Annotated in this window: 15 protein-coding genes and 1 pseudogene; 2 read left to right on the top strand and 14 right to left on the bottom strand. The window is 40.0% G+C overall.

All coding sequences use genetic code 11. The features are described from left to right. Window positions 1–565: 565 nt before the first annotated feature. Complete coding sequence (locus M028_RS31470) at window positions 566–3,730, top strand: EAL domain-containing protein (RefSeq protein WP_051590998.1); 3,165 nt, start codon at window positions 566–568, stop codon at window positions 3,728–3,730. Window positions 3,731–3,789: 59 nt separating this feature from the next. Here M028_RS31470 and M028_RS29770 read toward each other — a convergent pair whose 3' ends face one another. After that, a complete protein-coding gene (locus tag M028_RS29770; protein ID WP_081810711.1) occupies window positions 3,790–4,878 on the bottom strand; it encodes a patatin-like phospholipase family protein in 1,089 nt (362 codons plus the stop codon). Between the two features lie 292 nt (window positions 4,879–5,170). Between M028_RS29770 and M028_RS32725 the strand changes: the two genes are divergently transcribed. Continuing rightward, a complete protein-coding gene (locus M028_RS32725; protein WP_155925541.1) occupies window positions 5,171–5,326 on the top strand; it encodes a hypothetical protein in 156 nt (51 codons plus the stop codon). A gap of 55 nt (window positions 5,327–5,381) precedes the next feature. On the opposite strand, the gene pyc is transcribed toward M028_RS32725, so the two are convergent. The 13 genes and pseudogenes from pyc to trxB form a co-directional block, all read right to left on the bottom strand. Next, the gene (gene pyc, locus M028_RS0110465; protein WP_026573878.1) at window positions 5,382–8,822 is read right to left on the bottom strand and encodes a pyruvate carboxylase; all 3,441 of its coding nucleotides are present in this window, start codon (window positions 8,820–8,822) and stop codon (window positions 5,382–5,384) included. Between the two features lie 52 nt (window positions 8,823–8,874). After that, a complete protein-coding gene (locus M028_RS0110460) occupies window positions 8,875–10,182 on the bottom strand; it encodes an aminotransferase class I/II-fold pyridoxal phosphate-dependent enzyme (protein ID WP_026573877.1) in 1,308 nt (435 codons plus the stop codon). Between the two features lie 47 nt (window positions 10,183–10,229). Then, on the bottom strand, window positions 10,230–10,814 hold the full coding sequence (locus M028_RS0110455) for a cysteine dioxygenase family protein (protein ID WP_035424060.1): 585 nt from the start codon (window positions 10,812–10,814) through the stop codon (window positions 10,230–10,232). 481 nt (window positions 10,815–11,295) lie between these two features. Next, window positions 11,296–11,670 carry a RidA family protein gene (locus tag M028_RS0110450; RefSeq protein ID WP_081810716.1) on the bottom strand — a complete coding sequence of 125 codons (375 nt, stop codon included), beginning with the start codon at window positions 11,668–11,670 and terminating at the stop codon, window positions 11,296–11,298. A 133-nt stretch (window positions 11,671–11,803) separates the two neighbouring features. Beyond that, a pseudogene (locus M028_RS29765) lies at window positions 11,804–12,607 on the bottom strand (sulfite exporter TauE/SafE family protein). 47 nt (window positions 12,608–12,654) lie between these two features. Continuing rightward, entirely contained in the window at window positions 12,655–14,082 is a 1,428-nt protein-coding gene (locus M028_RS0110440; protein WP_026573874.1) for an MBL fold metallo-hydrolase, read from the bottom strand. 16 nt (window positions 14,083–14,098) lie between these two features. Then, complete coding sequence (locus M028_RS0110435; protein ID WP_026573873.1) at window positions 14,099–14,680, bottom strand: hypothetical protein; 582 nt, start codon at window positions 14,678–14,680, stop codon at window positions 14,099–14,101. A 26-nt stretch (window positions 14,681–14,706) separates the two neighbouring features. Further along, entirely contained in the window at window positions 14,707–15,906 is a 1,200-nt protein-coding gene (locus M028_RS0110430) for an NAD(P)/FAD-dependent oxidoreductase (RefSeq protein ID WP_026573872.1), read from the bottom strand. Between the two features lie 286 nt (window positions 15,907–16,192). Continuing rightward, a complete protein-coding gene (locus M028_RS0110425; RefSeq protein WP_026573871.1) occupies window positions 16,193–16,936 on the bottom strand; it encodes an amino acid ABC transporter ATP-binding protein in 744 nt (247 codons plus the stop codon). A 20-nt stretch (window positions 16,937–16,956) separates the two neighbouring features. Next, a complete protein-coding gene (locus tag M028_RS0110420; RefSeq protein ID WP_442852781.1) occupies window positions 16,957–17,640 on the bottom strand; it encodes an amino acid ABC transporter permease in 684 nt (227 codons plus the stop codon). Window positions 17,641–17,651: 11 nt separating this feature from the next. After that, window positions 17,652–18,470 carry an amino acid ABC transporter substrate-binding protein gene (locus M028_RS0110415; RefSeq protein ID WP_026573869.1) on the bottom strand — a complete coding sequence of 273 codons (819 nt, stop codon included), beginning with the start codon at window positions 18,468–18,470 and terminating at the stop codon, window positions 17,652–17,654. Window positions 18,471–18,838: 368 nt separating this feature from the next. After that, a complete protein-coding gene (locus M028_RS0110410; protein WP_026573868.1) occupies window positions 18,839–19,180 on the bottom strand; it encodes a thioredoxin family protein in 342 nt (113 codons plus the stop codon). A 13-nt stretch (window positions 19,181–19,193) separates the two neighbouring features. Beyond that, window positions 19,194–20,159: a thioredoxin-disulfide reductase gene (gene trxB, locus M028_RS0110405; protein ID WP_026573867.1), complete on the bottom strand. Its 966-nt coding sequence runs from the start codon at window positions 20,157–20,159 to the stop codon at window positions 19,194–19,196. Window positions 20,160–20,265 lie beyond the last annotated feature (106 nt).

The following is a 20,265-nucleotide window of genomic DNA, read 5'->3' as shown; positions in this document are numbered from 1 at the left end:
AGGATCCAAGGAATCAACGCATTTTAACGGTACCCACCAGTTTTCCCACTTTTCCTTCCAGTTTTAACAATTTAGCTTCCATTTTTGCACTTTTATCTTCCACTTCGCACCTTTTATCTTCCACTCTCTATTAAAACTACTAAACCCCCATGTATTTCTCTCAAAATAGGTCTCTTTTCAAAAGATAATTACCATTTTCAGTGAAATCCTACTCTGCAGGATCCAAGGAACCAACGCATTTTAACGTTATCCACCAGTTTTGCCACTTTACCTTCCAGTTTTAATAATTTATCTTCCATTTTTGCACTTTTATCTTCCACTTCCCACCTTTTATCTTCCACTCTCTATTAAAACTACTAAACATCCATGTATTTCTATTAAATTAGGTCTCTTTTTAAAAGATAATCAACGGATCCAACATATTTACTTTATCTTCCACCTCTCCCCTACTATTTTTTAACAGAAACCAGAATCTATTTTTCGAAAAAACGTTTATAATTATTAAATATAGAATCTCAACCCACTAAACTTAGATCTTCAAATATTACGTTTAGGAGTTTATGTGATGGCCAAAGACATGATTGAACAATTAGAACTTTACAATCAACATTACCAATCGCTTTTTCAACATAATACCAGCATGGTCTTCTCCCTTGATTTAGATGGAACCTTCTCCCACTTCAATTCTGTTTGTGAAAAACTTATAGGGTTTCGGAAAGAAGAACTATTACGGCCGATGAAAATAAGAGACCTGATCATTTTGGAACAACGCGAACAAGCTCTGCACCACTTTGACCAATGTATAAAAGGAGAACCACAAAACTTTCGTACGACGATCCTTCATAAGAACGGATCAAAGATTCATTTACAAGTTACCTTCGTCCCCATTATCGTAGAGGGACAAATCAATGGTATTTTTGGAATCTCACAGGATATTACCAATCAAGTACAAATAGAAAAAAACTATAAACATATGGCCTTTCATGATTACTTAACAGGCCTGCCAAATCGAAATAAGTTAAACTCAACGCTTCCAAATGATTTGAACCTAGCCGCAGAAAAGAAACAAAATATTGCTGTATTATTTATGGACCTAGATCGATTCAAAATGATCAATGATACCCTTGGTCATCATACAGGGGACCAATTATTAAAAGCAGTAGCTGCGCGTGTAAAGTCAACAGTAAAGGATAAGGATATCGTTTTTAGACAGGGCGGCGATGAATTTATTGTCCTTTTATATAACGCGGATCGAGAAGTGGCAGCAAAAGTTAGTAGAAGAATACTAGATGCTCTAGCTTCGCCCTTTAAAATTCAAAATTACGATATTTTTACGAGTCCCAGCATCGGAATCAGCTTATTCCCAGAAGATGGCGAGACAGTGGAAAGCCTAATCAACCATGCTGATTTTGCGATGTACCAAGCCAAAAAGGATGGAAAAAATAATTTTAAATTTTATTCCCTGAATAACCGCGAAACGGATATAAATCCGTTGAAATTAGAAATGTACCTGCATAAAGCAATCCAACAGGAGGAGTTACTCCTTTACTATCAACCGAAGATCAGTTTAAAAACAGGGAAAATCGTTGGGGTTGAGGCATTAATCCGTTGGAACCATCCAGAACTTGGGATGGTCGCGCCGAATACCTTTATTCCGGTTGCTGAAGAAACGGGGTTAATTATTCCGATTGGCGAGTGGGCACTCTATACCGCATGTAAACAAAATAAAGAATGGCAGCAAACAGGATTCGTAACAACGGTATCTGTTAATCTATCAGCAAAGCAGTTTACCCAGTCCAATTTAGAAGAAACCGTTGCGAAGATTCTACTCGAAACGAAGCTGGAGCCAAAATATTTAGAGTTAGAAATTACCGAGAGCATGACGGCGAATATCGAACGTACGATTAACACCTTACACAAACTAAAGAAGCTTGGGGTCCATATTAGTATTGATGACTTTGGAACTGGCTTTAGTTCATTGAATTATTTGCAAAAGTTTCCGGTGAATACCTTAAAGATTGATCAATCGTTTGTTCGTAGTCTGCAAAACAACCCGAATGACGAAACGATTGTAAAAACCATCATTTCCATGGCGCATAACTTAAATTTAAGTGTGGTCGCGGAAGGAATTGAAACAAAAGAACAACTAATCTTTTTACAGCAGCATCTCTGTGATGAAGGACAAGGGTTCCTCTTTACGAAACCATTATCCGCACAGGAATTAGAGGGTTCCCTTACTGAACTTGAAAAAGTAGTGAAAGATTGCGGAATTTCTCAAGATATCAATGAACGGAAGTGGTCCGAAGAATTAGTGCGTCAAGCCAAAAAAGAATTAAATGAAACGATCCGTTTACAACAAGGAATGATTTTTAAATATAAAAAAATAAACGGCCAATTTATTCACACCTTATGTGACGGTGAATTATTGTATCGTTTAGGCCTTATTCCTAACCATGTCGTAGGGAAACAATTAATCGAGTTTTTTCCGGAAGAGATTGCGAAAGAAAAGGAAATGTATTATGAGCGGGCCTGGAATGGAGAAGAACGCGTTACCTATGAAACAGAGGTAAATGGCGTTTCCTATCTTGCTGTGTTAAGCCCGATTAAACGCGGCGGAGAAGTGATGGAAGTAATTGCTTCCTGTATCGATATTACGGATCGAAAGAATACAGAAAGAGCACTGCTGGAAAGTGAAAAGAACTATCGGTTGATTGCCGAAAACATGTCGGATTTACTTATTTTATTTGATCTGAACGGAAACGGGATCTATGCATCACCCTCTCATGCAACTGTATTAGGGTATTCTCCGGAGTTTTTTGAAGGGAACAATACCCTTCAACTGGTTCATCGCGAAGATTCTCCCATGATCCAAAGGCAATTTGATGAAGTGATCAAGACCCAATCCATTTCCAAGACGGAGGCTAGGCTTTTACATGCCAATGGCGAATGGAGATTATTTGAATTAACAGGAACCCCCGTAATGGTTGAGAATGGTAACGTCGAGCATATCATGGTCGTCGGAAAAGATATTACAGAGAAAAGAAAAGCAGAAGAACTCCTATGGAATTCAGAGAAGTTATCTTTAGTTGGGGAGTTAGCTGCGGGAGTCGCACACGAAATAAGAAATCCGCTTACCTCGATAAAAGGGTTTATTCAACTATTCCAACAGGGGCCATTAAAGGAAGAATACTATAACGTGATTCTTTCAGAATTTAATCGAATCGAGGATATAATCAAGGAATTTCTTTCCCTTGCCAAACCGCAGGAAATTCAGCTTAAACAAGTAAATATCTCTACCTTGATAAAAGAAGTAGAAACCTTACTAGAATCGGAATTCCATCTGAAAGGGATCCAATTTTTCACCGAAATGGTACCGGAACTCCCTTCCATCATGTGTGATGCCAATCAAATCAAACAAGTCTTACTTAATCTTTGTAAAAATAGTATTGAAGCTTTAGATTGCAACAGAAGAGGGATGATCACCATCACCGTTCGGCTCGAGAACGGAGAAAATCTTCTGATTCAGGTTCGTGATAACGGAGTGGGAATCAGCGAAGAACGGATCAAGAGATTAGGCGAACCCTTCTATAGTAACAAAGAAAAAGGAACGGGATTAGGTTTAATGCTATGTATGAGGATTATCAGACAGCATAAAGGAACGATGACCTTTGAAAGTATCGAAAATCTGGGCACGACTGTAAATATTAGGGTGCCGCTTTCTTTAGGTTAAAGCCACAGGGATGGTTCTCTTGGTTCAAAAATGCCATCAGAACCGTCCCAATGGTCCACTTATTGGAAAAAGCAATCAAACGGTCGGGCTTTTTTCCTGCCGGGAAGGATGAAAGTTTGGGCCTCAGGGGAGTCCGAACCAAAAAACTTTTCAACATCAAATGTTGACTCGACGCCAATCTTATCGTAATTTTCCTTGATCCATGAATCCGCATTTTTTCGGCCGAAATCACGCAAGTAAGTGAGATAATCCCACGAAACATTCAATTTGCTTGAACCATTTAAATGGTTCAACCCTTCACCTGTATTAATAAAATGAATATATACTTTCTCCAATTCACCATCGTAATCAAATCCATGATCAACAAGTCGATTTAACCCATTGATGAAACGTATTTCACGCATTAAACTAGCATTAAAACCGATGTCGGTTGCACGGTCAACAATATCATGAGCCGTTGTTGGCAGCTTGGGGAAATTGGTCGGGTTAATTTGAACAACCATTAAATCATTACAATCATGGTCCCATAACAGAGGGTAAAGAGCAGGATTCCCTACATAACCACCGTCCCAATAATGCTCTCCGTCGATTTCAACCGCTTTAAAGACTTGCGGCAAGCACGCTGAGGCTAGGACGGTATCGACGGTAATTTCATCGGTATCAAACACTTTAACTTGTGAGGTCCTCACATTCGTAGCAGATAAGAAAAGCTTTATTTTCTGATTGTTACGGACCTTCTCAAAATCAATCATTTCATTCAGTGTATTCTTAAGCGGGTTAAAATCGAATGGATTGAGCTGATAAGGGGAGAGGAACGAAGTAATGATTCCCCATGTTTGATAGAGCGGATTGAAATCCATATTTCCAGGACTCACCATCCGATCGAACCATGTCGGTTGAATCGGAGAAAACATTCCTGCTTCTGCGTTTTTACGCCAAAATAAGTTAAGCATCTCGCGCGCTGTTTGCCTGTTTCCAATCGTCAATCCATAGGCCAATACGGTTGCGTTAACCGCCCCCGCACTCGTCCCAGATACAGCCGCAATTTCTAAGTTTTCTTCTTCAAGCAATCGATCGAGTACTCCCCAAGTAAACGCTCCATGCGCCCCTCCGCCCTGTAAGGCTAAGAGAATCTTCTTTTTTTCCATATTTTCTTCTCCTTAAAATAATGGGATTTTCTTCATACTTACAGCTTTTAGGTACATATATGTATCTAGGCTCTTGTTCATTTACCTTTAATTGTAAGTGATAACATCCGTAAACACCTATATTTTATCATTTTAGTTTTCGACACGATTAGCGGTAATGTCGAATTTTTTGGAATTTTATCAATTTTTTATATATGAAATTTATAGTACTATTTAAATAGTTTATTCGCGGTCGAAAAATGATTAATAAAATGACCATATTTTTCATGAAAATATAAGGAGTGGTAGGTTTATGAGGAATCCTGATAGCATTACAATAGAGGAGTTAGATGAACGAATTGCGCATTTTGAGGACCGTCTTACCGATTTTATAATTACCGAAGATCAAATTGAGTTCATCCAAGAAAGGTTAAAGGAACTAAAAACGCTAAAGAATGCAAAACTCTAATGCCACAGGGACGGCTGACCGTCCCTATGGGCGATTTATGCTTTCTGGAAAGGATTTATTGGCTTACCTCAATAAGCAAATCCCCTTGTTGAATGGCTTCCCCACTTTTCACATAAATATCTCTTATGATTCCGTCGAATGGTGCTTGAATGGTGGTCTCCATCTTCATCGCTTCGGTAATGATGAGATGATCACCTTTTGAGACCGTTTCTCCCTTTTGCACCAATACTTTGATAATCGTACCCGGCATAGTAGCTCCCAGATGGTTTAAATTCGTTAAATCAGCTTTCTGTCTAGAAAGGATAGTGGTCTTAATACCCTCATCTTTAATCATGACTTCACGGGATTGACCATTTAACTCAAAATACACCGTACGTATGCCATCCTGCCCAGCCTCACCAATGGAGACAAGCTTAACAATCAACGTTTTCCCTTTTTCAATTTCAATTTCTATTTCTTCGCCAAGGCGCATTCCGTATAAGAAAGTAGGTGTGTCTAAAACGGAAATATTCCCAAATTGTTCAACGGTCTTCTGATAATCGATAAATACTTTTGGATATAAGGCATAAGCAATCGCTTCTTGACTGGTAACAGGACGGTTCAGCGAAGAAAAAAGCGTTTTTTCTATTTGTTCAAAGTCAACCTCTTCTAGTCGTTCTCCGGGACGAACCGTAATCGGCTCTTTCCCTTTCAGAACAATGCGTTGAAGTTCTTTTGGGAAACCTTCATAAGGCTGACCTAAAGATCCTTCAAATAGTTCAATCACCGAATCCGGGAAATCGATTGTTTCTCCGCGCTCGTAAACATCCTGCTCCGTAAGATTGTTTTGAACCATAAATAGGGCCATATCACCAACGACTTTGGAAGAAGGGGTTACTTTGACGAGATCTCCAAATAAATGATTCACCCTTGAATACATCTCTTTTACTTCATCCCAGCGATCCCCTAATCCCACTGATTTGGCCTGTTGCTGCAAGTTGCTGTATTGACCTCCGGGCATTTCGTGAACATATACCTCTGTATGCGGTGCGATCATTCCACTTTCAAAAGGTTGATAATACTTACGAACATCTTCCCAATAATAGGAGAGCTTCTCAAGACTCTGAATATCGATATTTGGTTTCCTTTCCTGACCCTCTAACGCATAAAATAACGAATTCGCACTTGGCTGCGAGGTTAAACCCGCCATCGAACTAATGGCTGTATCGATAATATCCACACCCGCCTCGATGGCCTTCGCATACATATAAATTCCGTTGCCGCTTGTATCATGGCTGTGCAGATGAATCGGAATGTCTACCGTTTCCTTTAGGGACGAGATTAACTCATAAGCCGCTTGCGGCTTTAATAATCCAGCCATATCTTTAATCCCTAAAATATGGGCCCCCGATTTTTCTAACTCTTTCGCAAGCTGTTTATAATAATCCAAATCATACTTTCTTCTCGTCGAATCTAAAATGTCTCCTGTATAACACATGGCTGCCTCGGCAATTTTACCGCTTTCTCTTACAGTATCAATCGCTAATGACATGCCTTTCACCCAATTTAAACTATCAAAAATTCGGAACACGTCAATTCCGGCATTTGCTGATTCTTCAACGAATTTTTTAATGACATTGTCAGGATAGTTTTTATAACCAACAGCATTGGAAGAACGAAGAAGCATTTGGAATAATAGATTGGGCATTTTCTTGCGTAATTGGAATAACCGGTCCCATGGATCCTCATGTAAAAAACGATACGATACATCAAATGTAGCACCGCCCCACATTTCTACCGAAAAAAGGTGAGGAGCTAAGCGTGCCGTTGGCTCTGCAATTCGCACTAAATCATTGGTCCGTATCCTGGTTGCCAGCAGAGATTGATGGGCATCACGAAAGGTCGTGTCGGTTAACAATACTTCTTTTTGTTCCTGAATCCACTTGATGACACCATCAGCACCCTTAGCATCCAAAATTTGTTTCGTACCAAATCGAATCGGTTCAGAGTTGATGGTCTTAGGTAAGGAGGGTTTTGTAAATACCGGCTTCTTCTTTTTCTCGATGCCAGGGAACCCATTTACTGTGACATTCCCGATATACGTCAGCAATTTTGTCCCACGGTCCTTGCTTTTTGGGAATAGGAATAATTCTGGTGTCGTATCAATAAAGGACGTGTCAAAGTCACCCTTTAAAAACTTTTCGTGCTTGACCACATTCTCCAAATAAGGAAGGTTCGTTTTAATCCCACGGATACGAAATTCACGAAGGTTACGCAGCATTTTAGAAGCCGCCTTCTCAAACGTATCTGCCCATGTTGTTACTTTTACGAGCAAGGAATCATAATAAGGAGTGATGACCGCCCCTTGAAACCCATTTCCAGCATCCAAACGAACACCAAACCCGCCACCTGAACGGAACGCCATAATTTTCCCTGTGTCCGGCATAAAATGGTTGAGTGGATCTTCTGTCGTCACCCGTGATTGAATCGCAAATCCATTGATTTGTATGTCATCCTGAAAAGGAATCCCCATTTCCTTACTGTGTAAGGAATATCCATCTGCAATGAGAATTTGCGACTGAACAATATCAATTCCTGTAATCATTTCAGTAATCGTATGTTCCACCTGAACTCGTGGATTCACTTCAATGAAATAAAACGCTTCTCCTGACACAAGGAACTCTACGGTTCCGGCATTTTGATAGCCAACGTTTGCCATTAATCGAATAGCTGCCTCGCAAATTTGTTTACGCAATTTTTCCGATAAGGTAACACTCGGTGCGATTTCCACTACCTTTTGATGTCGGCGCTGGATCGAACAATCACGTTCATATAAATGAACGATGTTGCCGTCTTGATCACCCAAAATCTGTACTTCAATATGCTTAGGGTTTTCAATAAATTTTTCGATATAAACCTCATCATTCCCAAACGCAGTCTTTGCCTCAGACTTAGCACGTTCATAAGCTTCTTTTAATTCATCCGCACTTCGAACAATACGCATACCACGGCCGCCACCACCCAATGCGGCTTTAATCATAAGAGGATAACCAAAGTCTCGGCCGAACGTTTCTGCTTCATCCTGACTTGAAATTGGACCATCGCTCCCAGGGATCACGGGAATATTAGCTTGGAGGGCTTGATAACGAGCTTTCACCTTATCACCAAATTGATCAAGATGTCTGGATTGTGGACCAATAAAGATGATACCCTCTTCTTCACAACGTTTGGCGAATTGAATATTTTCCGACAAAAACCCATACCCTGGGTGAATGGCATCTACTTCATGTGTTTTGGCCAGTTCAATGATTCCTTCAATGTCTAAATAGGCTTCAATTGGCTTTTTCCCTTTTCCAATTAAATACGCTTCATCCGCTTTATAGCGATGAAAAGATCCTGCATCTTCATTGGAATAAATGGCTACAGTCCGGATACTTAGCTCTGTGCACGCACGAAAGATACGAATCGCAATTTCCCCTCGGTTTGCCACTAACACTTTGTTAATTTTTCGAGTCATATTTCTACCTTCTCCTTATGATCTATAAACTTAGTAAATAGTAATCTCTTATCTATAATTTGACCAAATTCGTCTCTAGTTCCTTACTGGCTTGATAAATACATTCAAAAAGTTGTTGTAAATCCTCTACTTCAACACTTGAAAAAGCAATCCGGAGATTCTGCTGTCCAAACGAAATGGTACCTACCCCATATTGATCAATTAAATATTTCCGAAGGGACTCCGCATCCACCTGCTTGATACGGAGACAGACAAAATAACCCGAATTAAAAGGATAGGCCTCAAATGCATCCATATACTTTTTACTGCTTACAATCTCTTTAATTCTTTGCCAACGCGATTTCATTACTTGAAAATGGTCCTTTCGTTGGACCTCAAAATTTGGATGCTGAAGAACATCTAAAATAAAGGTTTGCGAAGGGTGCGGACAACAGGAAATCGTGCTTCGAATCGAAGCCAAAGTCTTTTCCTCTAAAGCTTCTAAAACTTCCGGATTCTGAATGCCAAAGGTCAGAAATCCAACCCGAAACCCCCATGCGTATTCTTCTTTCGTTGCGCCATCTACCTTGATTGGAAGTACACGTGGATGAACACCAACTAACCGTGAAAAAATCGATTCTTTTATTGAATCCTCATAAAACTGTCCAAAGTACGCATCATCGGCTACCACAACGAGATCAATACCTGAATTCGCTACCCTTATAATCGCCTCAATAATCTTGGCCACTTCTTCTTCATATGGAGTGTATCCTGTTGGATTATTCGGGAAATTCATCACTAAAATTAACTTGGACTTGCCGCATTGCATCATGGCTTCTTCCATCGCTTCTACATGAAACGTACCTGTGCTTGTAAAAAGAGGGTAGGTTATGGTTTGGCTTCCGTGTCGTACATCAAACGTTAAGTGATAATTATCCCAAAACAAATTGGGCAGAATGATTGGATCCCCCTTTTCCACAAATAAGTCAGCCACAATGCTTAATCCATGCGTTAGACCGTTGGTGACAATAGGGAGACCCAATTTCTTTTCGCCTAATGAGGGATTTTCCTTCATTAATTTTTCTTTCCAGATCGTTCGTAACTCCATTTTTCCTGTTGGAGGAGCATAAGGATATAAATCCTTTGGATCAAACGCTGCTAGTTTGCTTTGTAAAGCCTCCAAGTACATGGGACTTCCTTTTTTTGTGGCAGTCCCAATCGTTGCATTAAAGGTATGGGCCTTTTCACGGGCCTCTCCACTCTGACTTACAATTCCTCTTGGAAAATACAGGGACTTCCCAAGCGAAGATAACATTTGATAAACATGTGCAACATTTTTTTCTATCGTATGATTTAATTCTTTAGCTAACGGGTTTAACATGGCTCTCCTCCTCGTGGTAATAAATTCTAGTCAATCCGGATCACAGCCTATACAGCGGTGTATTCCACATACTTTTCTTGTGCCAGATAGAGCCCTTCTTCTTCTTCTAACGGAGTGAATTCCCGGAATTTCCTCAATTGCTTTCCATAAACATGGATGGTGATGGCGGGATAATCCCCCACCCCCTCTAAAATATGACAGTCGGCTGGAGGCAATAGCGTCCCTGTATTCTGCTCGTTTACAACGATGGTATCCGTCTGCTCCAACTTAACGATTTTTCCCCCTGATAATTCCTCTAATCGGATATAATTCGTAACTTTGATCTGACCCGCTACAACCCCTTCTGCGCCCCATGTTTCATCGTGATCATGAAGCGTGGTCTTCTGGCCGGGCTTCCAGACGAGCGCGATCACTTCGAAACGATCCTTTGGATCACAATACAACGGATGCCGCGAGTATCCCCCATCACTTGGCCTTCTCTTCTCGGCAGGCAGCCAGGAATGGGATTGAATTAATTTACCAACTAACCTTTCCGCTTCCAAAACACAAATTTTATCATTATGACTCCGTTCAACCATATCGGTCATATCCTCAACAAAATCTTTGAAATCATATTTATTCCTGTGATCCATCCTAATTCCTCCTCAATGTAACCAGTTCCTTTAAGGTTTCAATCACAGCAGGTGGTGCCTTAAAATCCATGTCTGCCCCCTACATGGGCAGGACATCATTTACACCAAAGCGTGTCTCAAGGTCATCCTACTTTTCGCATGCTGTAATAAATCCGGTTAATTTCCTGATAAATCATTTTGCTCCCCCTAACTAATTAACTCTTTACACCAAACTATATTGCAAAAACCATGCCAACCATAAAAATGATCCTTAAGCATGAATACAGCGACCTCTGCTGTATTCGTTCAATTTTGCTTTTGCCCCCTATTAGCAAATCTGAAAAAATTCATCTCATATCCGAAAAAAAATCCTTCCTTAAAAAGGAAGGATTTTCTCATGATTGAAATACAGCTTGGATTAACTTACTCGCGATTTTCAAAGCCATATTGACCAAAGTATACGTGAAGATCCTAAGTACGGGAAAACTTTAGAACACAAAATTTATTTCTTAGCAATAGCTTCAATTTCGATCATCACATCTTTAGGAAGACGGCTTACCTCCACAGTAGACCGTGCAGGGTTATGCCCCTGCATAAATTGACTGTACTCTTCGTTAATAACAGGGAAATCATTCATATCTTTTATAAAAATAGTCGTTTTCACGATATTCGTAAGTAAATAATCTTCCTCTTCTAAAATGCCCTGAATATTCTTTAAAACCTGCTCGGTTTGAAGTCTAATATCCTTTTGAACTACCTCTCCCGTTTCGGGATCAAGCGGGATCTGCCCCGAAAGAAATAGAAATCCATCTACTCGAATGGCTTGCGAGTATGGCCCAATCGCTTGCGGTGCTTTATTTGTTGAGATAACTTTCATCATAGTAATCACTCTTCCTTTTCAAATTTAATCTTAATATCACATTTCTACCGTGCAATAGTGGAAATTAGCATACTTTCAATCTAACAAAAAATAAATCGATTCCTTCCTGTTGTCTCTACAAAATATAGATTCATAAATTCAAAGCGTCTCCATTTTTAATCATCATATAAATAGCTACAGTTATGACAACAGCAGAGAAGATATAGTGAAGAGCTTGTCGTTGTTTGCTTAAACGCTTTGCAACGATGGTACCAAAGATTCCCCCTATAAATCCACCGCATACAAGTGCCAGTACTACGAACCAATTAACCAATCCAGAAAGGCTGTAATTCAGTGCCGTTGTTAGTCCAAAAGTTCCTACAGAAAACAAAGATGTGCCGATTGCTTCAACGATGGACATATTTGTGGCTGCCAGCAGGGAGGGAACAACCAAGAATCCACCGCCAATGCCAAAAAATCCTGATGCCAATCCTGTCATAACACCGAATAGGGATAATTTTTTTCCATTAAATTTATCCATTTAACTCAAACCTTCTGTTTCAATATTTGCTGCCTTTTTTACTGCCTTTTTAGGCATAATCATCTTAATAGCCATAAAAATCATAAGTAGCGCAAAAAGAAACAACAATTGCTTGCTCGGTAAAAGCTTGCCAAGATAAGAACCAAAGAGGGCGCCCACTACACCTGGTATTGCAAATACGATGGCCGGTCTTAAGTGGACATGCCCTGCACGTGAATGAGGGATAAGATTCAAGAAGGCATTAATGGAAACAGCAAGAGCTGTACTGCCAATCACAATATGCGGGTCTTTCATCCCGACCACATAAAGCAAAAGAGGAACCGCTAAAATGGAACCGCCACCGCCAATAAGTCCTAAAGTAAAGCCAATTATTCCGCCAGAGGCAATTGTGAGAATCCATTGTAGAATTGTCATTCGATAACTCCCTTTTACAATCCACGATGTGTATATAGGTGTTTTTTTTAGTGAATTTTTTTTACTAGTTTTATACTGCTCTCTTTTAACCATTGGTCAAACCCGCCTGCTAAGTTAAGGACTTGGTCAAATCCATTTGCTTTCAAGATACTTATGGCAATCGCCGATCTCGCGCCCGATTTACAGTTTATAAGAATTGGTTTTTCACTAGGAATCTCGTTCATTCTGTCTTTTAAATGTCCAAGCATGATATGGTGAGCCTTAGGAATATGTCCTGCCATCCATTCACTGTTCCGACGAACATCAAGGACATAATACTCCTCAAGCCTCTCCATAATCTCTTTTGGTTCAACTGATTGATAATCCACGACATCCATTTCATCCAATTCAAGCTGTTCTATGAACGAGTGATCCATCACAGCTTTCACCTGATCTAGTCCAATCGATTGTAATGCTTTCAGTGTTTCCGCTCCTTTTTCCTTACTTACCAATAAATAGATCGGCTGATCATAATCAAGCAACCAGCCTGCCCACGTTACAAAGGATTGATTGCAGGGAAGATTGATGGTTCCCGCAATATGTTTTTCCGCAAATTGCAACGCTTGCCGGGTATCCACCACAATGCCGTTTTGGATCCATTCCTGAACGAGGGTTAATGATGGTTGTGCATGATGGAATGGCTCAAGATTTTCGATTAGGGTAGTCCCTTGTTTATTTAATCGTTTCATAATCCCGAAATATTTTGATACCTCAGGCTGCCCGGAAAGTAACGCTTCGATAAATAGATCTTCCTCATCATATTGCAATGCCCAGTTGGCTAGCTTTTCATATCCAACGGTTGATGAAGGCACTGCCCCCAATGCTTTCCCGCACGCACTCCCCGCTCCGTGCGCCGGCCAGACTTGTAAATAGTCTGGAAGCTGTTTAAATCGCTGCAAGGATTTAAACATTTCTTTTGCCAGCGAATAGGCCGAACCATTTACACCGGCAGCTCTTTCCAGTAAGTCAGGACGGCCCACATCACCGGCAAAAACGAAGTCACCTGTAAATAAGCCAATAGGAGCTTGGACTGCTGAGCCGCCATCTGTCAATAAAAATGAAAGATGCTCCGGTGTATGCCCAGGAGTATGCAGTACTTCAAAGGTTAAATTCCCAATTGAAAAGCGATCCCCGTCTTTGAGCATTTGGGAATCATACTGATCGGCAAACTGATACTTCCAATCTGCATCCCCCTCATCTGACAGATAAAGTTTGGCCCCTGTTTTGGAAGCAAGCTCCTTTGAACCAGAAATATAATCAGCGTGTATATGTGTCTCCGTAACGCCTGTAATCGATAATCCATTAGCCTTCGCCGTATTCAAGTAAGAATGGATGTCACGGGAAGGGTCAATCACAATGGCCACTCCCTTAGCTTGACACCCGACTAGATAAGAGGCATGAGCCAATTTCTCATCGTAAAAATATTTAATTAACATGAGAGTGAACACTCCTTTATTTTGATTTAGGATCTGAAGCCAGGGTCACAAGCGCTTTAACAAAATGAATCCCCCGCTGAACGGCAGGTTCTTTGATTAATTTGAATACGGTAAAGATGGTCACAGGTGAATGGTCTTTGTCCGCTTCATTTTTCGCCCGCTGAATCAAATCCCAACCACTTTCAACCTTTTGCTGAATCGGGCCTGCGAGCTCTTGTGCCCCCTTATATAAATAATCAACGGACTCCTGATCACGGGAGATCGATAATAGGAAATCCATGATTGGTTCTACCATTGACAAGTATTTAGTATATTTCGGAAGGTTATGGACCAGTGCCATCAATGCCTCCAATGATTCTATAGTAGGAATGTATTTCCCGAATTCATCTCCTAGTCCACTCAATAAATAGTCCATCGATTCTTTATCGCTCAGAGTGGATTTTATAAAAGCGATGTTTCGTTCTAAGGCAGAATACTGGTCAACAAGGAAGGGCAATTTTTCCAGTGTTTGGATTAAACTAGTTTGTATTTCCTTCTGGCTCAATAATGAAAGTAATGGTTGGAGATCAGATAAGTGATCAATCGTTGTTTTCTGCATAATCTTCCTCTCACTGACATGTTTTTTTATAACAAACCTTTCAACATTCCGTTCCAATAGACAATAGGGAGTACCTGCTTCTTTAATAAATACATACTGTATCTTTCCTTAGCTTGATCAAAAGGAAAGCTCTCATCCGGCTTAGATTCATAATCAAACTCTGCTAAAACTAAGCTGCCATATCCCGTTACAAGTGGGCACGAAGTATAGCCGTTGTACTTTTGCATACCTGTCTTTTGGTTCATTAGACATAATAAGTTCTGGACAAGAACCGGCGCTTGTTTTCGAATAGCGGCGCCCGTTTTTGATGTTGGCAAATTGGTGCAGTCGCCAATTCCAAAGATATTTCCATATTTTTTATGGCGCAATGTATACGGATCTACATTCACCCAGCCAGTCTCGTCGGCTAATGGACTTTTCACAATGAAATCAGGCGCACTCATTGGCGGGACGACATGAATCATGTCATAGGAAACCGTTACCAATTCATTCGTCGAAAGGTTTTTAAAAACAGCCTTTTTTTGCTGTGCATCGATTTCCACTAGATTGTGCTGAAAATGTGTTTCAATTTCTTTTCTTTCAATTACTTTGGTCAATGTATCCGCATATTTTTTTACGCCAAAAATACTGCCCGCTCCTGAGAAAAAGTGGATCGTGGAATTTGAGCGAACCCCTGATTTGCGAAAGTAATCATCCGCCAGGTACATAATTTTTTGCGGTGCACCGCCACATTTAACCGGTGTATTCGGATTTGTAAAGATGGCATTACCGCCGCTGAAATTGCGAATATTTTCCCAAGTACTATCGACATAATCGAAAGAGTAGTTACTGCAGACGCCATTCTTGCCAATGCTTTCTTTTAAACCTTTCACCTTGTTCCAGTCAATTTGAATACCTGCTGCAACCACTAAATAGTCATAACTCAATTTGTTGCCAGATGACGTTACGATTGATTGTTCATTTGGAAAAAAATCTTCAACCGCTTCTTTAATCCAAACAATACCATCTGGAATTAAAGTAGACTGTTCTCTTTCTGTTACCTTTTTATCAACAACCCCGCCACCAACCAGTGTCCATAGCGGCTGGAAATAATGTTTTTCAGCAGGGTCAATAATGGCAATTTTCCCATAAAGAGCCCTTGATTCTTTTAATAGACGTGCTGCCACAGTAATACCAGCACTTCCGCCGCCTACAATCACAACTTTGTAGTCTGTCCTATCATTCATATAAACCCTCCTCTAGTCACCTAAGTTTGCACAGATTCAAAGTCTATTTTTTTTAATTTCCTCCACCTCCCTCTTTTCGTTTTTTTATCTTGCAAGTGTTGTGCCAAAATAAAACCATTGGTAATTCAGCTTTCTTGCTTCTGAAAAAACCAGTAATTTATCATTTCCGCTATGAAAATAGTGTAAATCTGCTGTTTCGCACTGTTTTTAGATTCCCAAATTTGAAAATACTTTCTTAATTATTCAAAAAAAGATTGCAAATGAGATTTGCAATCTTAGGCCTTTCCTATGAACAAAGTTTATTTAAAAATTGTAATGTCCGTTCATGCCCTGTATGTTCAAAAATTTGTTGAGGTGTTCCTTCTTCAACGATCACACCTTTATCAATGAATACGACTTTATCCGCCGCTTCACGTGCGAAATTCATTTCATGTGTCACAACAACCATCGTCATTCCTTCTTTAGCAAGTTCTTTCATGACCTTTAGAACCTCTCCTACTAACTCAGGATCTAACGCGGAAGTAGGTTCATCAAAAAGGAGGACTTCAGGCTCCATTGCCATCGCCCGGGCAATTCCTACCCGTTGTTGTTGTCCACCGGAAAGCTGGGATGGATAGTGGTTTGCCCGTTCCGATAATCCTACCTTTTTCAGCAATTGAAGAGCCTTCGTACGAGAGGTTTCCTTGTCTTGTTTACGAACGTAAACTAAACCTTCCATAACATTTTCTAGTGCCGTCATATGAGGAAACAAATTGTACCCTTGGAAAACCATACCTGTTTGTTGACGGAACTTAATCACTCGATCTTTTGGAACTTGTTTTTTCTCCTGAAAATCCAAAGAAAACTTTCCAAGCGTAATGGTCCCTTTTGTAGGCGCTTCCAATAAATTCAGACAACGTAACAAGGTTGTTTTCCCTGAACCCGATGGCCCAATGATACAGACTGTATTGCCTTCCTCAATTTTAAGATCGATTCCCTTTAAAACCTCTGTTTGTCCAAATTGCTTATGCAGGTTCTTTATCTCAATCACGCGGATATCCCCCTATCAAATTAACCCGTCACATAACGATCAAACCGTTTTTCCATCCGTCCTTGAGCGTTAGAAAGAACTGTACTGAAAATCAAATAAATAAATCCTGCTAGACAATAGAGTACCAATGGTTCATAGGTTGTTGCGGTAATTTGCTGAGCCACTCTAAACATTTCCGTCACCGTAATGGTAGCGGCCAAAGATGTATCCTTTACCAAACTAATAAAACTGTTTGCCAAAGGCGGAACAGACACCCTTGTTGCCTGCGGGAGAATAATTCTTTTTAATGCCTGCGGGTAGCTCATCCCAATGGAGTAACCTGCCTCCCATTGACCTTTGGGAATGGAAAGGATAGCTGCGCGAATAATCTCTGAGTTATAGGCGCCCATATTAATGGTAAAACCGATTATTGCGGATGGCAGCGGACCAATGGTAACCCCTATACTTGGAAGACCATAAAAAATAATAAACAGCTGAACAAGCAGCGGTGTTCCCCTAATCACCCATACATAAAATCGTGCAGCAGCATCCAGAGGTTTAATTCCAGAGATTCGAGCCAGTGCAGTAAGCAGAGCAAGAATCAGTCCCAGAAAAAAAGAAAGGAGTGTCAACGGCACGGTAAAAGCAACCCCGGCTTTTAACATCGGAAAAAATGAGTTGACAACGATGTCAATAATTCGGTCCATTCTATCTTGATCCATCATTTGAACACTCCTTATTTGGAAACATCGGTTTCAAAGTATTTTTTTGAGATGTTTAAATACGTCCCATCTTTCTTCATATCGGCGAGTGCTTTATTGATAGCATCGACCAATTCTATATTCCCTTTTCTTAACATAATTCCCATTTTTGTTGGTTCATCAAGTTCGGCTGCAACTTTAAGTGGCGCATTAGGCTGTTGCTTTTTGAAATCAAGATAAGACAACCCATCATTAATCGTCGCATCCACACGTTTTGAAATTAATAAATCAATAGCTTGATTAAATCCTTCAACACCGACGATTTCAGCACCATTCGAAGCTGCCATGTCTTTAAACATACTAGTTAGTGTCTCAGCTGACTTTTTCCCCTTCAAATCTTTGAACGATTTAATCGTGTTATTGTCTTTACTGACAATTAAGTAAGGTTTTGATACATTCGTTGGATCAGAAAAATCATATTTTTCCTGCCGGTCAGGACGAATACCTACTTGACATGCAATGATGTCGAAGCGCTTCGAATCAAGTCCCGCAAAAATTCCGTCCCATGGAGTTTCAACAAATTCAGCTTTCACACCAAGTCTTTTTGCTACTTCTTCAGCGATTTCGATATCAAAACCAGTCAATTTTCCCGATGCATCATGGTAACTAAACGGTGCATATGTTCCTTCTGTACCGATTTTAATCGTCCCATCTGCTTTTATTTTTTCCAGTAGGTTCTTACTTTCTGCCGCCTGATCAGGCTTGGCTGATGTTTCTTTTTGAGTGTTTCCACATGCCGTTAATACAAGTGCTACGAATACTGAAAAAGCAAATATAAATAAACTCTTTTTCATAAAAACTCCCCCTGTATTTATAAAAAATGGATGATTTGCGGTTTATCAGTTTTATTTTTCAGTATCATTTAAATATTCTGTTAATTTATCCCGTTTCAATATTCAAATGAACTCCACCTCCTCCTATTCAATTACTTTTTATGCAAAAGTTGTGCCATAATAAAATCCTTGTTAATTCAACATTCCTGCTAAAAAAAAAGATGCATCATTATCATTTCTGCAATAATTCTAGTGAAAACCTACTGTTCAGTACTATTCTCCTAATCCCAAATTCGAAAAAATATTTTCAATTATTCGAAAATATTCCTTTTAAAGCCAATAAATATAGAGCAATATCTCCATATTTATTGGCCCCTGGCAAGGATTTTCTATCCTAGTTTTCCACTTGCCTCAACAATTTGATTAAGAAACTGTTCAACCTCTTCCTGACTTTTTCCAAGTTTACTTACAAAGCGGTCCAGTTCCTTCCCTTCTTGAAAAGCAATAAAGCTTGGGATTCCGTACACGTCTAGTTTCTCTAAAACTTCTGGAAAATGTTCTCGGTTTACTGCAATCATGTCTACCTTTTCTTTATACGATTCTTCTAAAATGGGCATAAATAAATCGGTATGCTGGCAGTCAGGGCAATATTCGGCATAGAATTTGGCCATAACTGGTTTTGTTGATAAAATTGCCTCTTCAAACTCTTGTTTTGTTTTAATCTCTTTCATTTTTAAATCCTCCCTATATTTGGTTTTCCATGATAGATTGATTGTTTTCACTACATAATTCACTTGCATCAAGGTATTTTTCGCAATCCAGTGCAGCCATACAACCGCTTCCTGCAGCGGTAATGGCTTGGCGGTATTTATGATCTTGAACATCCCCGCAGGCGAATACACCTGGAATATTGGTTTCGGTGCTACCAGGATTCACCATGATATATCCCATATCATCCGTTTTGATTTGATTGTCTAAAAATGCTGTGTTCGGTTTATGGCCGATGGTAACGAAAATACCATCAGTTTCCAAGACTTCCTCTCTTCCTGTTTCACTGTTTTTTACTTTCAAGCCAGTAACGTGTCGATCCCCTGCGATCACTTCTTCAGGAATGGAATTTAAGCTCCACGTAATTTTAGGATTCTTTTTGGCGCGGTCTTGCATAATTTGAGAAGCGCGAAGCTCCTTTCTGCGGTGCACAACGCGAACCTCTGAAGCAAACTTTGTTAAAAAATTGGCCTCTTCCATAGCTGAATCCCCGCCGCCAACAACGATAATTTTCTTTCCTCTAAAGAAAAATCCATCGCATGTTGCACAGGTGCTTACCCCTCGCCCAATATTTTCTCTTTCTCCCGGGATCTCCAAAAGTTTCGCCGAAGCTCCCGTTGAAATAATTAAAGATTGCGTTTTAAGCTCACCAATTCCTTCCACCGTTAAGGTAAATGGGTTATTTGAAAAATCGACCTTTTTAACCCATCCTCTTTTAAACTCAGCACCAAAAACCTCAGCCTGCTTTCGCATGTTCTGCATTAGCTCTCGTCCCATAATCCCTTCAGGAAACCCAGGAAAATTCTCGACATCTGTTGTCAATGTCAATTGCCCCCCTGGTTCTGGCCCTTCAATGACTAAAGGACTTATGTTAGCACGTGCTAAATAGATTGCAGCGGTTAACCCAGCAGGTCCAGTCCCTAGAATAATAGCTTTATACATCTCATTCCCCCCTTTCTCTTAGTCATGAAGATTAACTTGCAATATTCGTGCCAATCTTAAATTCCTTGTAAAATCACTAGTTTCCCAGCTTCTGATAGGTTACTTA

This window comes from Bacillus sp. UNC438CL73TsuS30, assembly GCF_000482325.1.
GTDB lineage: Bacteria > Bacillota > Bacilli > Bacillales > Cytobacillaceae > Neobacillus.
This window is presented reverse-complemented; position numbering and strand designations above follow the sequence as displayed.

Coding starts and splice junctions, on each gene's coding strand:
- M028_RS29770 (WP_081810711.1), bottom strand. CDS start 4,878: ATGGAAAAAAAGAAGATTCTCTTAGCCTTACAGGGCGGAGGGGCGCAT.
- M028_RS32725 (WP_155925541.1), top strand. CDS start 5,171: ATGAGGAATCCTGATAGCATTACAATAGAGGAGTTAGATGAACGAATT.
- M028_RS0110440 (WP_026573874.1), bottom strand. CDS start 14,082: ATGTTAATTAAATATTTTTACGATGAGAAATTGGCTCATGCCTCTTAT.
- M028_RS0110410 (WP_026573868.1), bottom strand. CDS start 19,180: ATGAAAGAGATTAAAACAAAACAAGAGTTTGAAGAGGCAATTTTATCA.
- M028_RS0110460 (WP_026573877.1), bottom strand. CDS start 10,182: ATGTTAAACCCGTTAGCTAAAGAATTAAATCATACGATAGAAAAAAAT.
- M028_RS0110420 (WP_442852781.1), bottom strand. CDS start 17,640: ATGATGGATCAAGATAGAATGGACCGAATTATTGACATCGTTGTCAAC.
- trxB (WP_026573867.1), bottom strand. CDS start 20,159: ATGTATAAAGCTATTATTCTAGGGACTGGACCTGCTGGGTTAACCGCT.
- M028_RS0110415 (WP_026573869.1), bottom strand. CDS start 18,470: ATGAAAAAGAGTTTATTTATATTTGCTTTTTCAGTATTCGTAGCACTT.
- M028_RS0110455 (WP_035424060.1), bottom strand. CDS start 10,814: ATGGATCACAGGAATAAATATGATTTCAAAGATTTTGTTGAGGATATG.
- M028_RS0110435 (WP_026573873.1), bottom strand. CDS start 14,680: ATGCAGAAAACAACGATTGATCACTTATCTGATCTCCAACCATTACTT.
- pyc (WP_026573878.1), bottom strand. CDS start 8,822: ATGACTCGAAAAATTAACAAAGTGTTAGTGGCAAACCGAGGGGAAATT.
- M028_RS0110430 (WP_026573872.1), bottom strand. CDS start 15,906: ATGAATGATAGGACAGACTACAAAGTTGTGATTGTAGGCGGCGGAAGT.
- M028_RS0110450 (WP_081810716.1), bottom strand. CDS start 11,670: ATGAAAGTTATCTCAACAAATAAAGCACCGCAAGCGATTGGGCCATAC.
- M028_RS31470 (WP_051590998.1), top strand. CDS start 566: ATGGCCAAAGACATGATTGAACAATTAGAACTTTACAATCAACATTAC.